This window comes from Microbacterium sp. MYb72 (assembly GCF_002979415.1).
GTDB classification, from domain to species: Bacteria; Actinomycetota; Actinomycetes; order Actinomycetales; family Microbacteriaceae; genus Microbacterium; species Microbacterium natoriense.
In genome coordinates, this window is sequence record NZ_PCOT01000032.1 from 1 (window position 1) to 18,812 (window position 18,812).

The following is an 18,812-nucleotide window of genomic DNA, read 5'->3' on the forward strand; positions in this document are numbered from 1 at the left end:
ACGTATGTGGTGTTCGGGAACTTCGCTGCGACGTGGCAGCCGTCGAAGGGTGCGGCGTCCTCGACCCGTTCGGTGGGGACGCAGGTATGGGCTCTCGCTGAGAGCGTGCTGAATCAGGTGCCTGCCCAGTACCAGCCGACGATCCGGGCGCAGTGGGCGGACATCGCCGCCGATGGCTCGTTCCAGGCGACGCTGACGCTCAAGGACACGCCCGCGACCCCCGGCTCGTACGGCGTCTACACGTACGGCGCCGGCGGTGTCGTCAACGCCGACCAGGAGCGCAGCGTCGCCCTGAACTACTCCATCGCTCCGAAGATCACCGTGTCCTCGGCCGTGACCGCGGGTTCGCCCGGCATCACCGCCACCGTCACGGGAAAGGACTTCGGCACCGCGACCGGCGTCTACGCCGCGATCATCGAGACGGGCGCCGAGGCGAACGTCACGGGCGGAGGCGGTTACGTCGCGATGCAGTGGGTCCGCGGTGTCTCGGGCGGGGCGTTCTCCGTCGAGCTCACGGCGCCCGCTGACAAGCTCGACCGCGCGAAGACCTACGAGGTGATCGTGTGGAAGCAGCACTCCAACCCCGACGCGACGACGATGCTCGCGCGGGCGGCCGTCGCGATCAGCGACGCCGATTGGGACGTCATCAAGCCGGCTCCGGCATCTCCGTCTCTCTCGGTGTTCCTCGCCGACGGTGTCACTCCGGCGACCGGTGTCGCGCTCAAGGCAGGTGACAGGGTCGTCGTGAAGGGTACGGGGTATGACCCGACGGCGAACGTGGGTGGTCGTGGGGCGCCGATTCCGTCGACGCTGCCGCAGGGCACGTATGTGGTGTTCGGGAACTTCGCTGCGACGTGGCAGCCGTCGAAGGGTGCGGCGTCCTCGACCCGTTCGGTGGGCACGCAGGCGTGGGCTCTCGCTGAGAGCGTGCTGAATCAGGTGCCGTCCCAGTACCAGCCGACGATCCGGGCGCAGTGGGCCGATATCGCCGCCGACGGTTCGTTCCAGGCGACGCTGACGCTCAAGGACACCCCCGCGACCCCCGGCTCGTACGGCGTCTACACGTACGGCGCGGGCGGTGTCGTCAACGCCGACCAGGAGCGCAGCGTCGCCCTCGACTACGGCCTCGCCTCCTCGCTCTCGACGAGCGTGAAGAGCGCGACGGCGGCTGACGGTCTGACCGTCAGGGCATCCGGATCCCGACTCGGCGACGTCACCGGCGCCTACGCCGCGCTGATCGAGGCGGGCACCGAGGCCGAGGTCACGGCCGGCGGTGGATTCCTCGCGATGCAGTGGGTGCAGAAGATCACCGCCGGGGCCTTCTCCGTCGACCTCACGGCGAAGGCCGCCGAGCTCGACCCGGCGAAGACCTACGAGGTGATCGTGTGGCGGCAGCACTCGGTGCCGTCGGCAGCGACGATCTTCGCGCGCTCCACGGTCGCGATCAGTCCCGAGCAGTGGAAGGCTCTCACCCAGCCGGAGCCCGAGACCCCGACCACCCCGACCACGCCGCCGACCACCGTCCCCGGCGGCGCGCTGAAGTGGGCCGTCTCCTCCTCCTTCACGAGCTACGTCACCGGTCCGATCGCCCAGGGTGCGATCGAGGTGTCGGGTGGAGCCACCCGCTCCGGCGGCCAGTTCCAGTTCGGTCAGGCGACGGGCAGCACCTACGACCAGGGCACCGGCCTCGGCACGGTCTCGTACGTCGGCGCCGTGCGGTTCACCGGGCACCACGGCGTGCTCGACGTGACGGTCTCGCAGCCGCAGATCCGGATCACCTCGGCCGATGCCGCGACGCTCTACGTGACCAGCGGAGGCACGCAGGTCGCCTTCGCGACGCTCGACCTCTCGCGGGCGGCGCGGATCTCCGCGAACGGCGCTGTCACGTACAGCGCGGCGCCCGCGGCGCTCACGTCCGCGGGGCGCGACCAGGTGCTCGCCGGCTACTCGACAGCTCTCGACCCCGTGACGTTCACGATCGGATCGGCCGCGGCCGCACCGGCCGGGACCACCGGGACCGTCGCCGCCGCCGCGGTGGTCAAGGCCAAGCCGCTCCCGCAGACCCCGCCGGCGTCGACCGGGATCGACATCAGCGCCGACGACCTCGCCGCGCTCCAGGCCGGCGAGGAGGCCACGATCTCGGCATCCGGGTTCCGATCGGGCGAGACCGGCATCAAGGTGGTCGTGTACTCGACTCCGGTCGTGCTCGGCACCGTGACGGCGGATGCCGCGGGAACCGCCTCGTGGACCGGAACCCTCCCGGCCACCCTCGCCGACGGTGACCACACCCTCACGCTGCAGGGCTCGGTCGACCGCGGACTGGCGTTCACCCTGGCCAGGACGACGGCGGCGCTCGGCGCGTGCACCGTCGAGGGAGCCACCCTGAACTGGGGATACAAGGAGTCGTTCCGCACCTACATCGAGGGCATCGCCAGGGGCGGGTGGACACTCACCGACGTGGCGTACGAGTACCCGCAGTTCGTGTGGGCGAACGGCACGGGGACCTTCGACGGGGAGAGCGGCGCCGGCCTCATCGGCTACGGCGGCGGCATCGCCTTCACCGGTCACGACGGCGCGCTGAACACGACGCTGTCGAACGCCAGGGTCGAGCTCGCCGGATCCACCGGCTACCTCGTGTTCGACATCGCGGGCACCACGCAGTCCGGCGAGGTCGTCGATCAGCAGGGCGTTCGCCTCGCGGAGTTCGCGGTGCCCGATGCTGCGCTCGCCGACGGCGTGATCACGCTCGACGCCGTGCCCACCACCCTCACCGACGCCGGAGCCGCCGCGTTCGGCACCTACGCGGCCGGCGAGGAGCTCGACCCGGTGAGCGCCGTCATCCCCGTGGGCGCCGACTGCGGCTCCGCGCCCGTCGCCCCGGAGAAGAGCGAGTCGGAGGGCAGTGCGGCGGCGACCGCGGTCACGGCTGTCCCTGATGTGCAGGGGGCGCCGGTGTGGCCCTGGATCGTCGGCGGTCTGGTGCTCGTCGCACTGATCGCCGGAGGCGGCGTGTTGATCGCCCGTCGCGGCAAGGGCGAGACCGAGGCCGTCGACGCTTCCGTCGACGCCTGAGCGCCACGAGTCGCCCTCCTCGCCCGCGCGGGGAGGGCGACTCGCGTCGGCATCCGGCTCCTCAGCGCGCGCGGCTCCGACGGAGGCGCCGCGGCGGCACGGAGAAGGGGGCGAGCACCACGGCCCCGCGGTGGGACAATGGATGCATGGCCCCCAGCGAATCCGAGCAGACCGTCGAAGCGACCGTGCGCCGCGTGCCGCGCTACGGCGTGTTCATGGGCATCGGCGTCGTCGTCGGCGTGATCGTCGCGGGCATCCTCACGTTCGCGGGCAGCTTCCAGCCCTCGGAGGCCCTCGATGTCGTCTACCCTCCCGGCCAGGTCTTCGGATTCCTGCTGCTGTGGACCGCGCCGATCGGCCTCGCCCTCGGCGGCGTCGCCGGTCTCATCGCGGAGCGGGTCGCGCGCCGCAGAGACCGGGTGGTCCGCGTCGAGCGCGAGACCATCATCGAGAACGACTGACCCGAGACCCTCGCCTCAGGCGAGTTCGGCGATGATCGGCCGGATCGCCCCGTCGAAGGCGACCACGTCGCGCCGCAGGCCGTCGGTCACGGCGACGGACAGCGCGCCGATCCACCAGATGCCCCGCTGCGAGAGGGGCAGCACCTGCACGTTCAGCTCGAACGAGTGCGCGCGGCGCCCCACCTCGCGCTCGAACTCGGCGATGGCGCTGGCGTACGCCCGGTAGGAGTCTCCGCCGGTGCCCGGCTTGCCCGCTGAGGGGCCGTGCAGCGTCGAGACGTAGCGGTCGTGCGCCGATCTGGCGTAGTCGAGGGCGGATGCCGCGAACGGCGTGATCGCCGCGGTGAGCTCCTCGGCGCCGGTCGCGGGGAGCGCGACGAGCGTGTCGAACCCGTCGACGAGCTCGAGCGGGACGCCGGAGTGATGCGCGCGCGGCTCGACGGTCATGTCCCAGTAGTCCCGCCACTGCGATTCGACGAGCGGAGCGGCGTCGACGGCATCCGGGGCGCGCACCGGCAGATCCCGCAGGCTGGGCAGGTCGGAGGGCGTGCGGATGCCGAGGGACTGCCGCAGCGCGAGCGCGACGAGCACCGGCACGCTCGCGTCTTCGCGGATCAGCCACTGCGGCTTGTCGGACATGGCCCCATCGTATGGGGAGAGCGCGGCATCCGCTCTTCGTCTTCCGGAGTTCGGGGGTCGCGGCTGACGGTAGGATCAAGGGGTGGCTGCCTCCCCCACCAATCCCTATTCCGAAGCCGGCGTCGATACCGCTGCAGGCGATCTCGCCGTCGAGCTGATGAAGTCCTCCGTGCGCGCGACGCACGGACCCGAAGTGCTCGGCGGTGTCGGCGGATTCGCCGGCCTCTTCGACGCCAGTGCGCTGCTCGGCTATCGCCGACCGCTGCTGGCCAGCAGCACAGACGGGGTCGGCACCAAGGTCGCGATCGCCCAGGCGATCGACAAGCACGACACGATCGGGCAGGACCTGGTCGGTATGGTCGTCGACGACATCGTCGTGGTGGGCGCCAAGCCGCTCTTCATGACCGACTACATCGCGTGCGGCAAGGTCGTGCCGCAGCGCATCGCCGACATCGTGCGCGGCATCGCCGAGGCCTGCTCCGCCACGGGCACCGCGCTCGTCGGCGGCGAGACGGCAGAGCACCCCGGTCTGCTCGGACCGCGCGACTACGACGTCGCGGGCGCTGCGACCGGTGTGGTCGAGGCCGACGCCATCCTCGGCGCCGAGCGCGTGCAGGACGGCGATGTCGTCCTCGCCGTGCAGTCCAGCGGCCTGCACTCCAACGGCTACTCCCTGGTGCGCCACATCGTCACCGGCGCCGGCATCAGCTACGCCGACACCGCGGCCGACTTCGGCACCACCTGGGGCGAAGCGCTCCTCGAGCCGACCCGCCTCTACACGCTCCCGCTGCTGCGCCTCATCGACGCGCTCGGCGGCGGCGTCCACGCGCTCAGCCACGTCACCGGCGGCGGCATCGCGGCGAACCTCGCGCGCGTGCTCCCGCAGGGCACCTGGGCGGAGGTCGACCGCGGCACGTGGTCGCCCAGCCCCGTCTTCCGCGTGCTCAGCGACATCGCCGGCTCCACGCTCGAGTCGGCGGAGGGCACCTGGAACCTCGGCATCGGCTTCCTCGCGGTGATCGCGCAGGACAAGAAGGATGCCGCCATCGCTGCGCTCGCCGCAGAGGGCATGCCCGCCTGGCAGGTCGCGACCGTGGGCTTCGGCGCGCGTCCGGCCGGCGAGTTCGAACAGGGCGCCAAGGGCGTCGACGGCGGAGCGGTGCGCCTCGTGGGCGCCTACTCCTCCCACTGAAGAAACGGATGAAATAACCACCCCATGTGCGGCATCGTCGGAATGGTCGGAACGGCCCCGGTCAACCAGGACATCTACGACGCTCTCCTCCTGCTGCAGCACCGCGGCCAGGACGCGACGGGCATCGCCACCGCAGAGTCGAACGGCGTCATGCACAACGCGAAGGCGCAGGGGATGGTGCGCGAGGCGTTCCGCACCCGCGACATGCGCGCGCTCCTCGGCAACGTCGGCCTCGGCCACGTGCGCTACGCGACGAAGGGCACGGCGTCGAACGAGGAGGAGATGCAGCCGTTCTACGTGAACGCGCCCTACGGCATCATCCTCATCCACAACGGCAACCTCACCAACACGCGCGAGCTGACGGCCGACATGGCCCAGCGCGACCGCCGCCACCTGAACTCCTCCAGCGACACCGAGCTGCTGCTCAACGTGCTCGCCGGCGAACTGCAGAACACCACCTCGACGGTCGACCTCGACCCGGAGCGCGTGTTCGAGGCCGTCGAGCGCACCCACGAGCGCATCGAGGGCGCGTACGCCGTGATCGCCGTGATCGCCGGCTACGGCCTGCTCGCGTTCCGTGATCCCTTCGGCATCCGTCCGCTGATCCTCGGTCGCCGTCCGTCCACCGTGGAGGGCGCGGAGGGCCGCGACGAATGGGTCGTCGCCAGCGAGTCGCTCGTGCTCGAGAACGGCGACTACGAGGTCGTCCGCGAGGTCGAGCCCGGCGAGGCCGTGTTCATCACGAACGACGGCGAGCTGTTCTCCCGGCAGTGCGCGCAGAACCCGACCCTGGCGCCCTGCGCGTTCGAGTACGTCTACCTCGCGCGTCCGGACTCGGTCATGAACGGCATCTCGGTCTACGAGTCGCGCCTGCGCATGGGCGACCGTCTCGCCGACACGATCGCCAAGCACGTTCCGATGGACAAGATCGACGTCGTCATGCCGATCCCCGACTCCTCGCGCCCCGCCGCGATGGAGGTCGCCCGCAAGCTCGGCATCGAGTACCGCGAGGGCTTCTACAAGAACCGCTACGTCGGCCGCACCTTCATCATGCCCGGCCAGGCGGTGCGCAAGAAGAGCGTGCGGCAGAAGCTGAACGCCATGTCGACCGAGTTCCAGGGCAAGAACGTCCTGCTGATCGACGACTCGATCGTCCGGGGAACGACGTCGAAGGAGATCATCCAGATGGCCAGGGATGCCGGCGCGAGCTCGGTGACCTTCGCCTCCGCGGCGCCTCCGGTGCGGCATCCGCACGTCTACGGCATCAACATGCCGTCGCGTCAGGAGCTCATCGCGCACGGCCGCACGATCCCCGAGATCGCCGAGGTGCTCGGCTGCGACCACCTCGTGTACCAGGAGGTCGACGACCTCAAGGCCGCGATCACGGAGGGCTCGGCGGTGACCGAGCTCGACATGAGCTGCTTCGACGGACGCTACGTGACCGGCACCGTGTCGGACGAGTACCTCGCGTGGGTGGAGGGGTCGCAGACCTCTTGATGACCGGATCCCTGGGTACGCCTGCGAGCCGGCCGCTCTGGGAGGGTCGGACACTGGCCCTGCTCGGGATCGTGCTCGTCGCGTTCTCGCTGCGATCCGCGGTCGCGTCGCTGTCTCCGGTGATCGACCACATCGCACGGGACTTCCCGATGTCACCCGTGGTCGTCGGTCTGATCGGCGCCGCGCCTCCGGTGTGCTTCGCGATCTTCGGCATCGTGACCCCGCTGTTCGAGCGCCGCTTCGGGCTGGAGAGGGTCGCGGTGTTCGCGATCGGGCTGATGGCCGCCGGGCTCCTGCTGCGCGGTTTCGCGGTGGACTCGACGACGCTGCTCGCCGCGACCGCCGTCGTGTTCGCCGGCGTCGGCTCGGGCAACGTGCTGCTCCCGCCACTGGTGAAGAAGTACTTCCCCGACCGTCTCGGCGTCATGATGACGGTCTACTCGACCACGATGGCGGTCTCGACCTTCCTGCCGCCGCTGGTGGCCGTGCCGATCGCCGACACGCTCGGCTGGCGCGTGTCGCTCGGCATCTGGGGCGGTTTCGCCGCGGTCGCGCTCATCCCGTGGATCACGATGCTCGTCACGAACCGCACGACCCCGGATGTGGCGGAGGAGCCCGCTGGTGACCGGCCGGCGATCGTCCGCGAGGCGTCGGCGCAGGATGCCGTGGCCGTCGCGACCGGGCCCATCACCACGGCGTCGGCGAACCCGCGGATCTTCGGCAGGCTGTGGCGGCTGCCGCTGGCCTGGGCGCTCGCGGTCGTGTTCGCGGCATCCTCGTCGATGGCGTACGCGTCGTTCGCCTGGATGCCGACGATGCTCGTCGACATCGGCGGCGTCACCCCGGCGACGGCGGGCTTCCTGCTGTCGGCGTTCGCGCTCGTCGGTCTGCCCTGCTCGATGCTCGTGCCGATCCTCGTGGTGCGCTATCAGGCCACCAGGCCGCTGTTCTTCTTCGCGGTCGGCGCGGGGCTCGTCGGCCTCGCGGGCCTCCTGCTCTTCCCGACCGTGGCCCTCGCGCTGTGGGTCATGATCTTCGGACTGACCGCCATCATGTTCCCGCTGAGCCTGGTGCTGCTGAGCATCCGCGCCCGCACCCCCGAGAGCGCCGTGGCCCTCAGCGGCTTCGTGCAGAGCCTCGGCTACGGCGTGGCCGCGCTGTTCCCGCTGACGATCGGCCTGCTGCACGAGACGACCGGAGGGTGGCAGGTTCCGCTGCTGCTCCTCGCCGGCGCGCTCGTCGTCGCTTGTCCCTTCGGCTGGATCGCCGGACGTCGTCGCACGATCGAGGACGAGTGGGAGCGCCGGTACGGGCGCTGGTGAGGGTGCGCCCGGTCAGGTGCGCGGCGGAGCGGTCGACGACCTGACGACGAGCTGCGGATCGGTGGACGGCATGTCGCCGATCGCGTCGTGCCCCTCGATCTGCGCGATCAGGCGCAGCGCGGCGGCTCGGCCCATGTCCTCGAACGGCTGACGCACGGTCGTGAGGGCGGGGGAGGCGTAGGCCGCGAGGGCGATATCGTCGACGCTGACCACGGAGACGTCCTCCGGCACGCTGCGGCCCGCTTCGTGCAGGGCGCGGATGAGGCCGAAGGCCATCTCGTCGCTGGACACGAAGACCGCGGTGACCTCGGGGATCGCCGCGATCGTGCGGCCGGCGCGGTAGCCGGACTCTGGGGTCCAGTCGGCGGGGATCACGGGCGGAGGGACGATGCCGCGGTCGCGGAGCGTCTGCTCCCAGGCCTCGCTGCGCTGCTGCGTCTCGGTCCAGTAGTCGTCGCCCGACACGTGCCACACGGTCTCGTGGCCGAGGTCGAGCAGGTGCTCGACGGCGAGCCTGGCGATGGCGCGCTGGTCGACGGCGAGGGGAGCGTCCTCGTCGAGCGAGGTGCGCTCGCTGCGCGTGGCCGGAGTGCGCTCCATGCGCATCCGCATGGCGGGGGTCTCCAGCTCGACGGGCACGCCGAGGATGATCCCCTCGGCGCCCTGCCGCTCCAGCCGGTCGAACGCCTCGAGGAAGGCCTCGGTCGACGCGTGGTCGGCGACGGCGGCGGTCGACACGGTGTAGCCGTTGGCGGCGGCGGCCTGCTGGATGCCGACGCCGAGCGCCGCGGAGGAGTAGCGGTCGGTCGACACGACGATCACGCCGAGCACCCGGGTGCGCCCGGATGCGAGGGATGCCGCGGCGGCGTGCACGCGGTAGCCGAGCTCGTCGACGGCGGCGAGAACCCGTCGGGCGGTGTCGGCCCGCACGTTGTCCTGGCCGGACATCACGCGGGACACGGTCTGCGTCGAGACGCCCGCGAGCTTGGCGACATCGACCTGACTCGGGGCCCTGTCTTCCTGGTGACGGCGAGGTGACATGTCTCAATGGTAGCGATCAATCGGCGGAATCTCAGTAACTCAGGCGGGTCATGATGCGATAATGTGAACGCAAACACTCGTCTTTGGAGCGCTATGTCCGACCTTCTCGCCGCCGCTGTCGACGGCCCGACCGCGACTCTCGCCGACCCGGCGCCCGCGGCACCCTCCTCCGGTCCCGCCCTGTCCTGGCGCGCCGGTGAGCTCATCCGCCGGGGTGCGCCTCACCGCATCCTGTCCGGCGCGATCCACTACTTCCGCGTCCACCCCGACCAGTGGGAGGACCGCCTCCGCCGACTCGCGGCGATGGGCGCGAACACCGTCGACACCTATGTCGCCTGGAACTTCCACGAGCGCACCGAGGGCGATGTACGGTTCGACGGCTGGCGCGACATCGAGCGCTTCATCCGCCTCGCCGGCGAGGTCGGCCTCGACGTGTTCGTGCGGCCCAGCCCCTACATCTGCGCCGAGTGGTCGAACGGCGGCATCCCGTTCTGGCTCTCCGGTCGAGTGGACGCCCTGCGCACCAGCGACCCCGCGTACCTCGCGGCGGTGGACGCCTGGTACGACGAGCTCATTCCGCGACTGGCCCCTCTGCAGGCGGCGCACGGCGGGCCGATCGTCGCGGTGCAGATCGAGAACGAGTACGGCTCCTTCGGCAGCGACGCGGCCCACCTCGTACACCTGCGCGACGGACTGCGCGCGCGCGGCATCGTCGAGATGCTCACGACGGCCGACGGCATCACGTCCGACATGATCGAGCACGGCAGCGTCCCTGGAGCCATGACGACCTTCACCTTCGGCACCGGTGTGGCGAAGGCGGTCGAGCTGCGCCGCGGCGACGAAGCGCTGATGTGCAGCGAGCTCTGGGGTGGCTGGTTCGACCACTGGGGCGAGCGGCACCACGTCCGCTCCGCGGCCAGCATGGGCGGCACCGTGGGCGACCTGCTCGCCGAGGGCGGGTCGGTCAGTCTCTACATGGCCCACGGCGGCACGAACTTCGGGCTGTGGAACGGCGCGAACCACGACCGGGTGCTGCAGCCGACCGTCACCAGCTACGACTCCGACGCTCCGATCGGCGAGGACGGCACGCTGAACGACAAGTTCCACGCGCTGCGCGCGATGCTCGCCCCCTTCCACGACGGCGAGCTGCCCGAGATCCCCGCGGACCCGCGACGTCAGGCCGCGGCATCCGCCCCGCTCGTCCCCGTGCGCTCTCTTCTCGACGTCGTGCGCGCGCTTCCGACGACCGGAGGCTCGACGCCGATGCCGCGCACGTTCGAACAGCTCGGCGCCGAAGACGGCCTGGTCGTCTACGAGGCTCCCGTGTCGTTCCCCGCGGAAGCGACGCTCACGATCGACGGGCTGCACGACCGCGCCACGGTCTTCCTCGATGACGCGCGGCTCGGCACCCTCGACCGCGATGCGCAGACGTCTCTCGCGCTTCCAGCCTCCGGAGGTCGCGGCGTGCTCACGATCATCGTGGAGAGCCTCGGCCGCATCAACTACGGCCCGCGCACTGGCGAGGGCAAGGGCATCATGGGCTCTGTCATGGTCGGACGCCGATTCGTGAACGGCTGGACGCACCGCATCGTGCCGCAGGGGGCTCCGGATGCCGCGTCCGGAACCCCCTCCTCCGACGGAGTGGCCGTGGCCCGCCTCGACGTCGCCGAACCTCTCGACGCGTGGCTCGCCTTCCCCGGCGGCTCGAAGGGCATGGTGTGGCTGAACGGCTTCCTGCTCGGCCGCTACTGGAAGATCGGTCCGCAGGAGACGCTGTACGCGCCGGCGCCGCTCTGGCGCGAGGGGGCCAACGAGGTCGTGGTGCTCGATCTCGACGGCCTGGGTGCGGCCGTCGAGATCCGCGAGCGGCCGTCGTTCGGCCCGCCGGAGGAGTTCATCGGCTCCTGACCGCAGGCCGCCCCGGCCACCAGATGCGGTCGCCCACGAGGGCGAAGATCGCCGGGACGATCACGGTCCGCACGACGAGCGTGTCGACCACCACGCCGACGCCCACGATGAGCCCGAGCTGACCGAGGGTGACGAGCGGCAGCACGCCGAGGGCGGCGAACACGGCGGCGAGCACGATCCCGGCGCTCGTGATCACGCCTCCGGTGTGGGCGATCGCCTCGACCATGCCGTCGCGGGTGCCGTGGACGGACGCCTCGGCGCGCGCACGGTGCACGAGGAAGATCGTGTAGTCGATGCCGAGAGCGACGAGGAACAGGAACGCGAGGAGCGGCACCTGCAGATCGAGCGCGGGCTGCCCGAAGAGCACCCGGCTCAGCCAGGCTCCGGCGCCGATCGCGGCGAGGGCGCTCGCGACGTTCACGAGGAGCAGCAGCACGGGGGCGATGACGGAGCGGAGGAGGATCAGCAGCACCACCACGCTCACGGCGAGCACCAGCGGGGCGATGAGCAGGAGGTCGCGCTGACCGCCCTCTCTGGCGTCCAGATCGGTGGCTACGGCACCGCCGACCACCGCGTCGGCGCCGTCCACGGCGTGCACCGCGTCACGCAGCGCGGCGACCTGATCCAGGCTCTGCGTGGTGCTCGGGCCGTACTCGCTGATGACCCTGATCTTCGTCAGTGAGCCGTCATCCGTGGTCCCTGCGGGGTTCACGCGCACGACGCCGTCGACGTCCTCCGCCGCGGCGATGACGGCGTCGGCCTCGTCGCTGTGCGAGACGATGAGGATCGGCTGGGCCTCTCCCGGCGCGAAGTGCGCGGAGAGCACCTCGAGTCCCGTCGCCGACTCGGACTGCACGCGGAACCTGTCGAGCTGGTCGAGCCCGACCGCCGTGCCGAAGAGGCCGGCCGCCATGACCGCGAGCAGGGCGACTCCCGACAGGAGGCTCACCACGGGGCGCCGCACGACCTGTGTCGCCGCCCGTCGCCAGCCGTCGCCGTGGCGGACGGCCGCTCCTGGGCGAGGGACGAAGGGCCAGAACACCCCGCGACCGCAGACGGCCAGCAGCGGCGGCAGGAGGAACAGCACGGAGCCGAGGGCGATGAGCAGCCCGATCGCCGAGGTGATGCCGAGGCCGTGCGTGCCGGGGATCACCGCGAGCACCAGGGTCAGCAGCGCCAGCACGACGGTCGCGTTCGAGGCGACGATCGCCGGGGCGGATTTGCGCCAGGCGGTGCTCAGCGCCTGCCGGTGGTCGTCGGAGAGCAGGAGCTCCTCGCGGTAGCGCGAGATGAGCAGCAGCGCGTAGTTCGTCCCCGCGCCGAACACGAGCACGCTGATGATGCCGGCGTCGAACTGCAGGTCCCACAGGGATGCCGCCGCCGCGGTCATGCGTCCGGCCAGGCCGTCCGCGAGCGCGACGACGACCAGCGGGATCAGCCACAGCACCGGCGAGCGGTAGGTGACGATCAGCAGCACGGCGACGATGAGGATCGTCACGAGCAGGAGGGTGAAGTCGGCTCCCTCGAACGAGGAGGCGACGTCGGCCCCGAAGGCCGGGCCTCCCGTGACCTGCAGGCTCATCCCTTCGAGCCTCTCTCCGGCGATGGCGGTGCGCAGGGCGTCGATCGTCTCCGCCGTCTCCGCATTCGTGTCGCCGACGAGGATCGGTGTCGCGATCACGGCGGCCCTGCCGTCGTCGCTCACCATCGGGCCCGTCGGTTCGGCGTCGGCATGCGGCTCGAGCACCGGGAGGAGGTTCTCCAGATCGTCGATGTCGGTGTCGGAGAGCGCGCGTCCGTCGTCGCGTGACGCGACCACCAGCACCGACTGCCGGTCGGCGTCAGGGAACCGGTCGAGGAGCGCCGCCGCCTCGGACGACTCCGATGCGGCGGGCGCCTGGGCGTTGCCGCCGGGCGCCTTCGCCGAGCCGAACGCGCCGAAGAGCAGGGTCATGATGAGGATGACGAGCCCCAGGGAGATCCAGGCCCCTCGTCGTGAGGTCAGACGGTCGGAGAGGCGCTGGCGCGCGGAGGAGTCGGTCATGTCCTCCACTCCACAGTGGCGGGAGAGCGGTGACATCGCGAGGACGGTTGACGACGTTCTCCGTCGAACGATGGATGCCGTGCGAGCCCCGACGTGCGGGGCGGTCGATGTCGATCGTGTAAATGTTTGCGCTCGCGTCCCCGGAAAGTATTGAAATATCAATACCCGCTCCCATAGAGTGATTGCGCAAACATCGTGCGAGCGATGACTCCACCCTGGCGCATCGGAGCGTCTTTCTCTCCGAGCACCTCCCGTTCGAGAGGTAAGACGTGTCGACTCATACCCGACCACCCCGCGCGACGCGCGCGGTCAGCTCACTGCTGACCAGCGTGCTCGTCTTCGGCGGAGTCGCCGTGCAGGCGATTCCCGCACAGGCAGCCGACCTGATCCCCGTCCCCAAGACCGACTACCGCCTGGCGGCGGTGTCCAGCGAGTCGGACGCGTACCCTGCGCCCCCTGCTCTCGACGGCACCGCCCTCGGGGCCTTCGACGGCGACTACGCCACGCAGTGGGTCTCGCGGTACACGGTCCCGGCCCCTGCTCCGCACTGGCTGGCGATCGACCTGCAGCGGTCGATCTCCGTGAAGGCGCTGGACTACTCGGGCAAGAAGGGCCAGCGCATCGACGCGAAGAACGTCGAGGTGTACGTCACAGACGACGCGTCCGTCGCGACGACCTCGCCGAAGGACGGCGGGTGGGGTGCGGCCGTGGGGACGGCGACCCTGCACGCCCCCACCGCCAACACCGAGAAGCAGCGCATCGAGCTCGCGACGGCGAAGACCGGGCGCTACGTCGCCCTCGTCGTGCTCGATGCGCAGGACCCCGCGGGCAACGGCGGCGGCGCCGGCGAGATCGAGGTCCTCTCCGACCAGGCTCTTCCGCCGATCGTCACCGACCCCGGCACCCCGCCGGCCGGAGAGACCGTGCAGATCGAGAACGGCGGCACCACGGCCACCGTGTCGAAGGCCTTCCCGCAGATCCTGGGGTACACGGTCGGCGGCTCGTCCATCGGCGGCCAGCGCACGTCGGGCGGCAAATGGGCCGTCAACGGCACCTCCTACACCTCGACGACCACGGCGACGTCGACGGCATCCGGCATCGACTACGTCTCGGTCCTGACCGGTGTCGACGTGACGGTGCGCAGCAGCATCCGCGTCGCCGCTGACGGCACCGTCGCCTTCGCGGTCACGGGCGTCGAGGGCACCGCGCCGGTCGCGACCCTCGGCCTGCCGGACAACGCGTTCCTGTCGACCAGCGCATCGGATGCCGGCTCGGTGCTCGACCGCACCGTGATCAGCCCCGACAGCACGAAGAACGCCGACGAGCACATCGCCCTGAGCGGCACGACGGCGACGGGGCAGAAGGGCGCGTCCTTCGCGTTCCTCGGCAACGGCGAGGTCGTCGGCAGCGTCATCACCAACGCCACCACGCAGGCATCAGGCAGCACCCCCTCGTGGAACAGCCGCCTCCTCACCCGCGTGACCGAAGCCGACGGGCGCACGGCCGAGATCGGCTCGAACACGTGGCTGATCCACCCGACGACCGCGGTCGACGGCCGCGTCACCACGTACGAGCTGCCGAAGGTCACCGTGCTGTTCGCGGGCGACCGCAACGGCGACGGAGCGGTCGACTGGCAGGATGCCGGCATCCGCTACCGCGAGGTCGACACCCCGCGTCTCGGGGCCGACAGGGTCGCGGAGCGCGTCGTCAGCCGCATCCCGTTCAACTTCGCCTCCAGCGCGACCAACTACTTCGACCTCACGCTCGACAACACCAAGCGCATCGCGAACCAGACCGACGGCCTGGGGCAGTGGGTGCTCAACAAGGGCTTCGGCAGCGAGGGCCACGACTCGGCCAACACCGACTACGGCGACAACTTCAACGAGCGCGCCGGCGGCGTGGGCGACCTCAACCACCTCGTCGACGAGGGCGCGAAGCTCAACGCCGACATGAGCGTGCACGTCAACGCGACCGAGATGTACCCGCAGGCGAATGCCTTCGACTCGGCCATCATCGACGGCGCCGCCCCCTACAAGCCGGGCTGGAACTGGCTCGACCAGTCGTACTACATCAACCAGCAGGCCGACCTCGGCTCGGGCCGCGTGCTCGACCGGTTCCAGCAGCTGCGCGACGAGGTCCCCGGCCTCAGCGGCGTCTACATCGACGTCTACTACTCCAACGGCTGGGTCGCCGAGGAGCTCGCCGACGAGCTGCACGGCATGGGCCTCGAGGTCGCGACCGAGTGGGGCGACAAGTTCGTCGACAACACGGTCTGGTCGCACTGGCCCAACGACCTCAGCTACGGCGGAGTGACCAACAAGGGCATCAACTCCACGATGGTGCGCTTCATCCAGAACGGCCAGGCCGACATCTGGAACAACGACGCCCTCCTCGGCCAGCAGCGCCTGGTCGACGCCGAGGGCTGGGTCGGCAACCAGAACTGGGACGGCTTCATCGACAACGTCTGGACCCAGAGCCTGCCGACGAAGTTCATCCAGCACTTCGATCTGCTCAGCTACACGGCCGGGCAGGCCGCGACGCTGACCGACGACGTGAAGATCTCGATGGACGGCAGCACGCGCGTCATCACGATGGACGGCGCCACGGTGCTCCGCGGCGACTCCTACCTGCTGCCGTGGCAGTCGCTGGCCTCCAACGCGGATGCCGGATCCCCGGTGGATGCCGACAAGATGTACTTCTACTCCGCATCGGGCGGCGAGAAGACGTTCGGCCTCACCGACGCCTTCAGCGGCAACACCGCGTTCGACGTCTTCACTCTGGGCGACCAGGGCCGCGTCAAGGTCGGCACCGTGAACGCGGTCGGCGGGAAGCTCACCATCAGCGGCGACAAGGGCGTGGCCTACGTCGTCGTGCCTCAGGGCGGAGCGCAGCGCGCCGCGGTGACCTACCACGACGCGGGCCTCGACGACCCCGGCTTCAACTCCGGTTCGCTCGACGTCTGGCACCCGAGCGGCGACGTGACCCTGGCCCGCACGAACGAGGGCTCCGGCAAGAACAAGTCGCGCGGCGACAACATCGCGGTCTTCGGTCCGGCGGCCTCGTCGATCAGCCAGACCGTGACCGGGCTCACCCCCGGCCAGCGCTACTCGTTCTCCGCGCAGGTGCAGATCGACCCGACGGCCACGCGTGACGTGACGGTGGCGGTCGACACCGGGGCCGGCGCCGTGCAGCGCACCTGGAACCTCTCCCCGACGTACAACTACATGCGGGCGGACTCCAAGGCCGGGCAGCACTACCAGCGCGGCACGGCATCCTTCCTCGCGCCCGCGTCCGGGCAGGTGACCGTCTCGGTCTCCGCGGCCGCCGGCGAGGCGAAGGTGCGCATCGACAACGCTCGCATCATGGCCGACACGACGGCTCCCGCAGCCGCCGGCACCGTGTACTCGAACGACTTCGAGGGCAACCAGGCCGGCTGGGGTCCGTTCGTGAAGGGCGACGCCAACGGCATCGACGACCCCCGCACGAGCATCTCCCGCCGTCACGACCCGTACACGAGCAGCGACTGGCGAAACACGGCATCCCCGTTCGCCCCCGGCGGCGCGCTCGCGGGTCTCGCGGTCGACTCCACCCTGACCGGCGAGCACTCGCTCATGTCGCACTCGGAGAACAACGGCATCGTCTACCGGACCGACCCCACGCTCGTGCCGCTGCAGGCCGGGCACTCGTACCGCATCGGCTTCGACTACCAGGCGGGAGCGAGCGGCGCCTACCGCTGGCTCACCGGCACGGATGTCGTCGCGGGCGGCGAGGTCGCCTCGACCACGCTGAGCCGCACGCCGATCGCCCAGGCGCTGGAGACCACGGCGTTCAGCCAGGATGTGATCGTCGGATGCGGCGACTACACCTGGGTCGGACTCGAGCGTACGGGCGGACCCGACGTCGACTTCGTGCTCGACGACTTCACGGTCACCGACCTCGGACCGACCGCGGGCGGCACGCCGTGCGCGACGGTCTCCGGCGGCACCGCGGTGCTGAGCCCCGGAGCGCAGGCGACGTTCACCACGACCTTCACGAACAGCGAGGCGCTGACCGCCGAGAACATCGGCGTGCAGCTCGCGCTTCCCGAGGGGTACACGGTCGAGGTGGCCGACGGCTCGTCGAACCTGTTCGATGAGGTCGCTCCCGGCGCGAGCGTCGAGACGACCTGGCTGATCACGGCGCCCGCCGCGGCGGCCGGCTCCACGGTCGACATCGGCGTCTCTGCGACGTACCTCGTCGACTGCGACGTGCGCACCGTGTCGACCGTGCAGCAGACCTCGGTCGCGTCTCGTGCGCGCATCCCGAACGCGCAGATCACGGCATCCGCGAACTCCGAGGAGACCGAGGGGGAGGACGGAAAGGCCGCGAACATGCTCGACGGCGAGGCCGGCACCTTCTGGCACAGCCGCTGGAGCGCGAACGCCACGTCGTACCCGCACGTGGTGACCTTCGACCTCGGCAGCGCCGAGCAGGTCGACGGCATCTCTTACCTGCGCCGCGGAGCCAACCAGAACGGCCCCATCAAGGGCTTCCAGGTGGCGGTCTCGACCGACGGCACGACGTTCACCGACGTCGCCGCGGGGGAGTGGAAGAACGTCGCCGACTGGCAGGACGTCGACTTCGCCTCCGTGTCGGCACGGTACGTCAGGGTCACCGCGACCTCGTCGATCTCGGGAACGCAGTTCGCCGCGATCGCCGAGATGGCGATCTACGGCACGCCCGCGTCGAAGGACGGCCACGCCCCGAAGGTGCGTCCGGCCGACGACCTGGGCGAGTGCACCCCCGCGACCGACCCGGCGCTCGCTCTCGACGCCGATTCGGTGCGGGCGGGAGAGACGGTCGGGGCCGCCCTGACCGGCTTCGTCCCGTCTTCGACCGTGTCGTTCTGGCTCGACGGCGTGAAGATCGCGGATGCCGCGGTCGACGCCGACGGAGCGCTCACCACCCCGCTGCTGATCCCTGCGGATGCCGAGATCGGGAAGCACCGCGTCATCGTGAAGGACGGCTCTGGAGCCGAGCTCGCGAGCGCGGAGCTGAAGGTCAAGAAGGCCAAGCCGGCCAAGGACCCGAAGATCACCCCGTCGGTCGGGACGGTGCGCTCCGGCGGCACGCTGACCGTGCAGCTGGGCGGATTCGAGCCCGGTCAGCTCGTGCAGCTGTGGCTGCACTCCGAGCCGGTCAAGGTCGGCGAGGCGACGGTGTCCGATGACGGCGAGGCGGTGCTGTCGATCACGGTTCCCGCCTCGACCCCGGCGGGCGCCCACACGCTCGTCGCGACGGATGCCGAGGGCGTCGAACTCGCATCGGCCGGGCTGGCGGTCACGTCCGCGCCCGGTGCGGGCACGGGCTCCGGGGCGGGTCTCGCCACGACGGGAGCCGATGGTTCGCTGTGGTCGGCCGTGGCGGCATCCGCTCTGGGTCTGCTGGCCCTCGGTGCGGTGCTGTGGACGAGGCGGCGTCGGCTGAGCTGACCCGCAGATCCGCAGCACGACGCGGCCCGGAGGATGAGCCCTCCGGGCCGCGTCGTGCGTCCCGTCCCGTCCCGTCCCGTCCCGCTCCCGCGCCGTCCCGCTCCCGCGTCGCGCGAAGATGGATCAGAAATGCCGGTGGGGATGGCCCGGCGGATGCACTTTTGA

The 18,812-nt window shown here is 70.7% G+C and carries 10 protein-coding genes; 7 read left to right on the forward strand and 3 right to left on the reverse strand.

Features of this window, described 5'->3' with window-relative positions; all coding sequences use genetic code 11:
• Together CQ047_RS15490 and CQ047_RS15495 are read left to right on the forward strand one after the other, a co-directional pair.
• A partial coding sequence (locus tag CQ047_RS15490) for an HtaA domain-containing protein (protein ID WP_181155969.1) occupies positions 1-3,072 on the forward strand: 3,072 nt, incomplete at its 5' end.
• Positions 3,073-3,218: 146 nt separating this feature from the next.
• Entirely contained in the window at positions 3,219-3,533 is a 315-nt protein-coding gene (locus CQ047_RS15495) for a potassium transporter Trk (protein WP_105676693.1), read from the forward strand.
• 15 nt (positions 3,534-3,548) lie between these two features.
• Here the strand turns inward: CQ047_RS15495 and CQ047_RS15500 are convergent, their stop codons facing one another.
• Complete coding sequence (locus CQ047_RS15500; protein ID WP_105676695.1) at positions 3,549-4,172, reverse strand: zinc-binding alcohol dehydrogenase; 624 nt, start codon at positions 4,170-4,172, stop codon at positions 3,549-3,551.
• 82 nt (positions 4,173-4,254) lie between these two features.
• On the opposite strand from CQ047_RS15500, the gene purM reads away from it, so the two are divergent.
• Genes purM through CQ047_RS15515 form a run of 3 tightly spaced genes read left to right on the forward strand, consistent with a single transcriptional unit; the run spans position 4,255 to position 8,183 of the window.
• A complete protein-coding gene (purM, locus tag CQ047_RS15505; protein WP_105676696.1) occupies positions 4,255-5,364 on the forward strand; it encodes a phosphoribosylformylglycinamidine cyclo-ligase in 1,110 nt (369 codons plus the stop codon).
• A gap of 24 nt (positions 5,365-5,388) precedes the next feature.
• Positions 5,389-6,861: an amidophosphoribosyltransferase gene (gene purF, locus CQ047_RS15510; RefSeq protein ID WP_105676697.1), complete on the forward strand. Its 1,473-nt coding sequence runs from the start codon at positions 5,389-5,391 to the stop codon at positions 6,859-6,861.
• The gene (locus tag CQ047_RS15515; RefSeq protein WP_105676699.1) at positions 6,861-8,183 is read left to right on the forward strand and encodes a CynX/NimT family MFS transporter; all 1,323 of its coding nucleotides are present in this window, start codon (positions 6,861-6,863) and stop codon (positions 8,181-8,183) included. The genes purF and CQ047_RS15515 overlap by 1 nt, the downstream gene beginning before the upstream one ends.
• A 12-nt stretch (positions 8,184-8,195) precedes the next feature.
• Here the strand turns inward: CQ047_RS15515 and CQ047_RS15520 are convergent, their stop codons facing one another.
• Entirely contained in the window at positions 8,196-9,224 is a 1,029-nt protein-coding gene (locus CQ047_RS15520) for a LacI family DNA-binding transcriptional regulator (RefSeq protein ID WP_105676700.1), read from the reverse strand.
• Between the two features lie 93 nt (positions 9,225-9,317).
• Here CQ047_RS15520 and CQ047_RS15525 point away from each other — a divergent pair, with 93 nt between their 5' ends.
• Positions 9,318-11,132 (forward strand): beta-galactosidase family protein, encoded by a 1,815-nt coding sequence (locus tag CQ047_RS15525; protein ID WP_105676702.1) that lies wholly within the window; start codon positions 9,318-9,320, stop codon positions 11,130-11,132.
• Here CQ047_RS15525 and CQ047_RS15530 read toward each other — a convergent pair.
• The gene (locus tag CQ047_RS15530) at positions 11,119-13,176 is read right to left on the reverse strand and encodes an MMPL family transporter (RefSeq protein ID WP_105676703.1); all 2,058 of its coding nucleotides are present in this window, start codon (positions 13,174-13,176) and stop codon (positions 11,119-11,121) included. The two genes, CQ047_RS15525 and CQ047_RS15530, sit on opposite strands and share 14 nt — an antisense overlap.
• A gap of 269 nt (positions 13,177-13,445) precedes the next feature.
• On the opposite strand from CQ047_RS15530, the gene CQ047_RS15535 reads away from it, so the two are divergent.
• Complete coding sequence (locus CQ047_RS15535) at positions 13,446-18,647, forward strand: endo-alpha-N-acetylgalactosaminidase family protein (RefSeq protein ID WP_105676704.1); 5,202 nt, start codon at positions 13,446-13,448, stop codon at positions 18,645-18,647.
• The last annotated feature ends 165 nt before the right edge of the window (positions 18,648-18,812 follow it).

Bases quoted from the DNA above. Each gene is read 5' to 3' on its own strand.
- CQ047_RS15530 (WP_105676703.1), bottom strand. From the start codon at position 13,176: ATGACCGACTCCTCCGCGCGCCAGCGCCTCTCCGACCGTCTGACCTCA.
- CQ047_RS15515 (WP_105676699.1), top strand. From the start codon at position 6,861: ATGACCGGATCCCTGGGTACGCCTGCGAGCCGGCCGCTCTGGGAGGGT.
- CQ047_RS15525 (WP_105676702.1), top strand. From the start codon at position 9,318: ATGTCCGACCTTCTCGCCGCCGCTGTCGACGGCCCGACCGCGACTCTC.
- purF (WP_105676697.1), top strand. From the start codon at position 5,389: ATGTGCGGCATCGTCGGAATGGTCGGAACGGCCCCGGTCAACCAGGAC.
- CQ047_RS15495 (WP_105676693.1), top strand. From the start codon at position 3,219: ATGGCCCCCAGCGAATCCGAGCAGACCGTCGAAGCGACCGTGCGCCGC.
- CQ047_RS15520 (WP_105676700.1), bottom strand. From the start codon at position 9,224: ATGTCACCTCGCCGTCACCAGGAAGACAGGGCCCCGAGTCAGGTCGAT.
- CQ047_RS15500 (WP_105676695.1), bottom strand. From the start codon at position 4,172: ATGTCCGACAAGCCGCAGTGGCTGATCCGCGAAGACGCGAGCGTGCCG.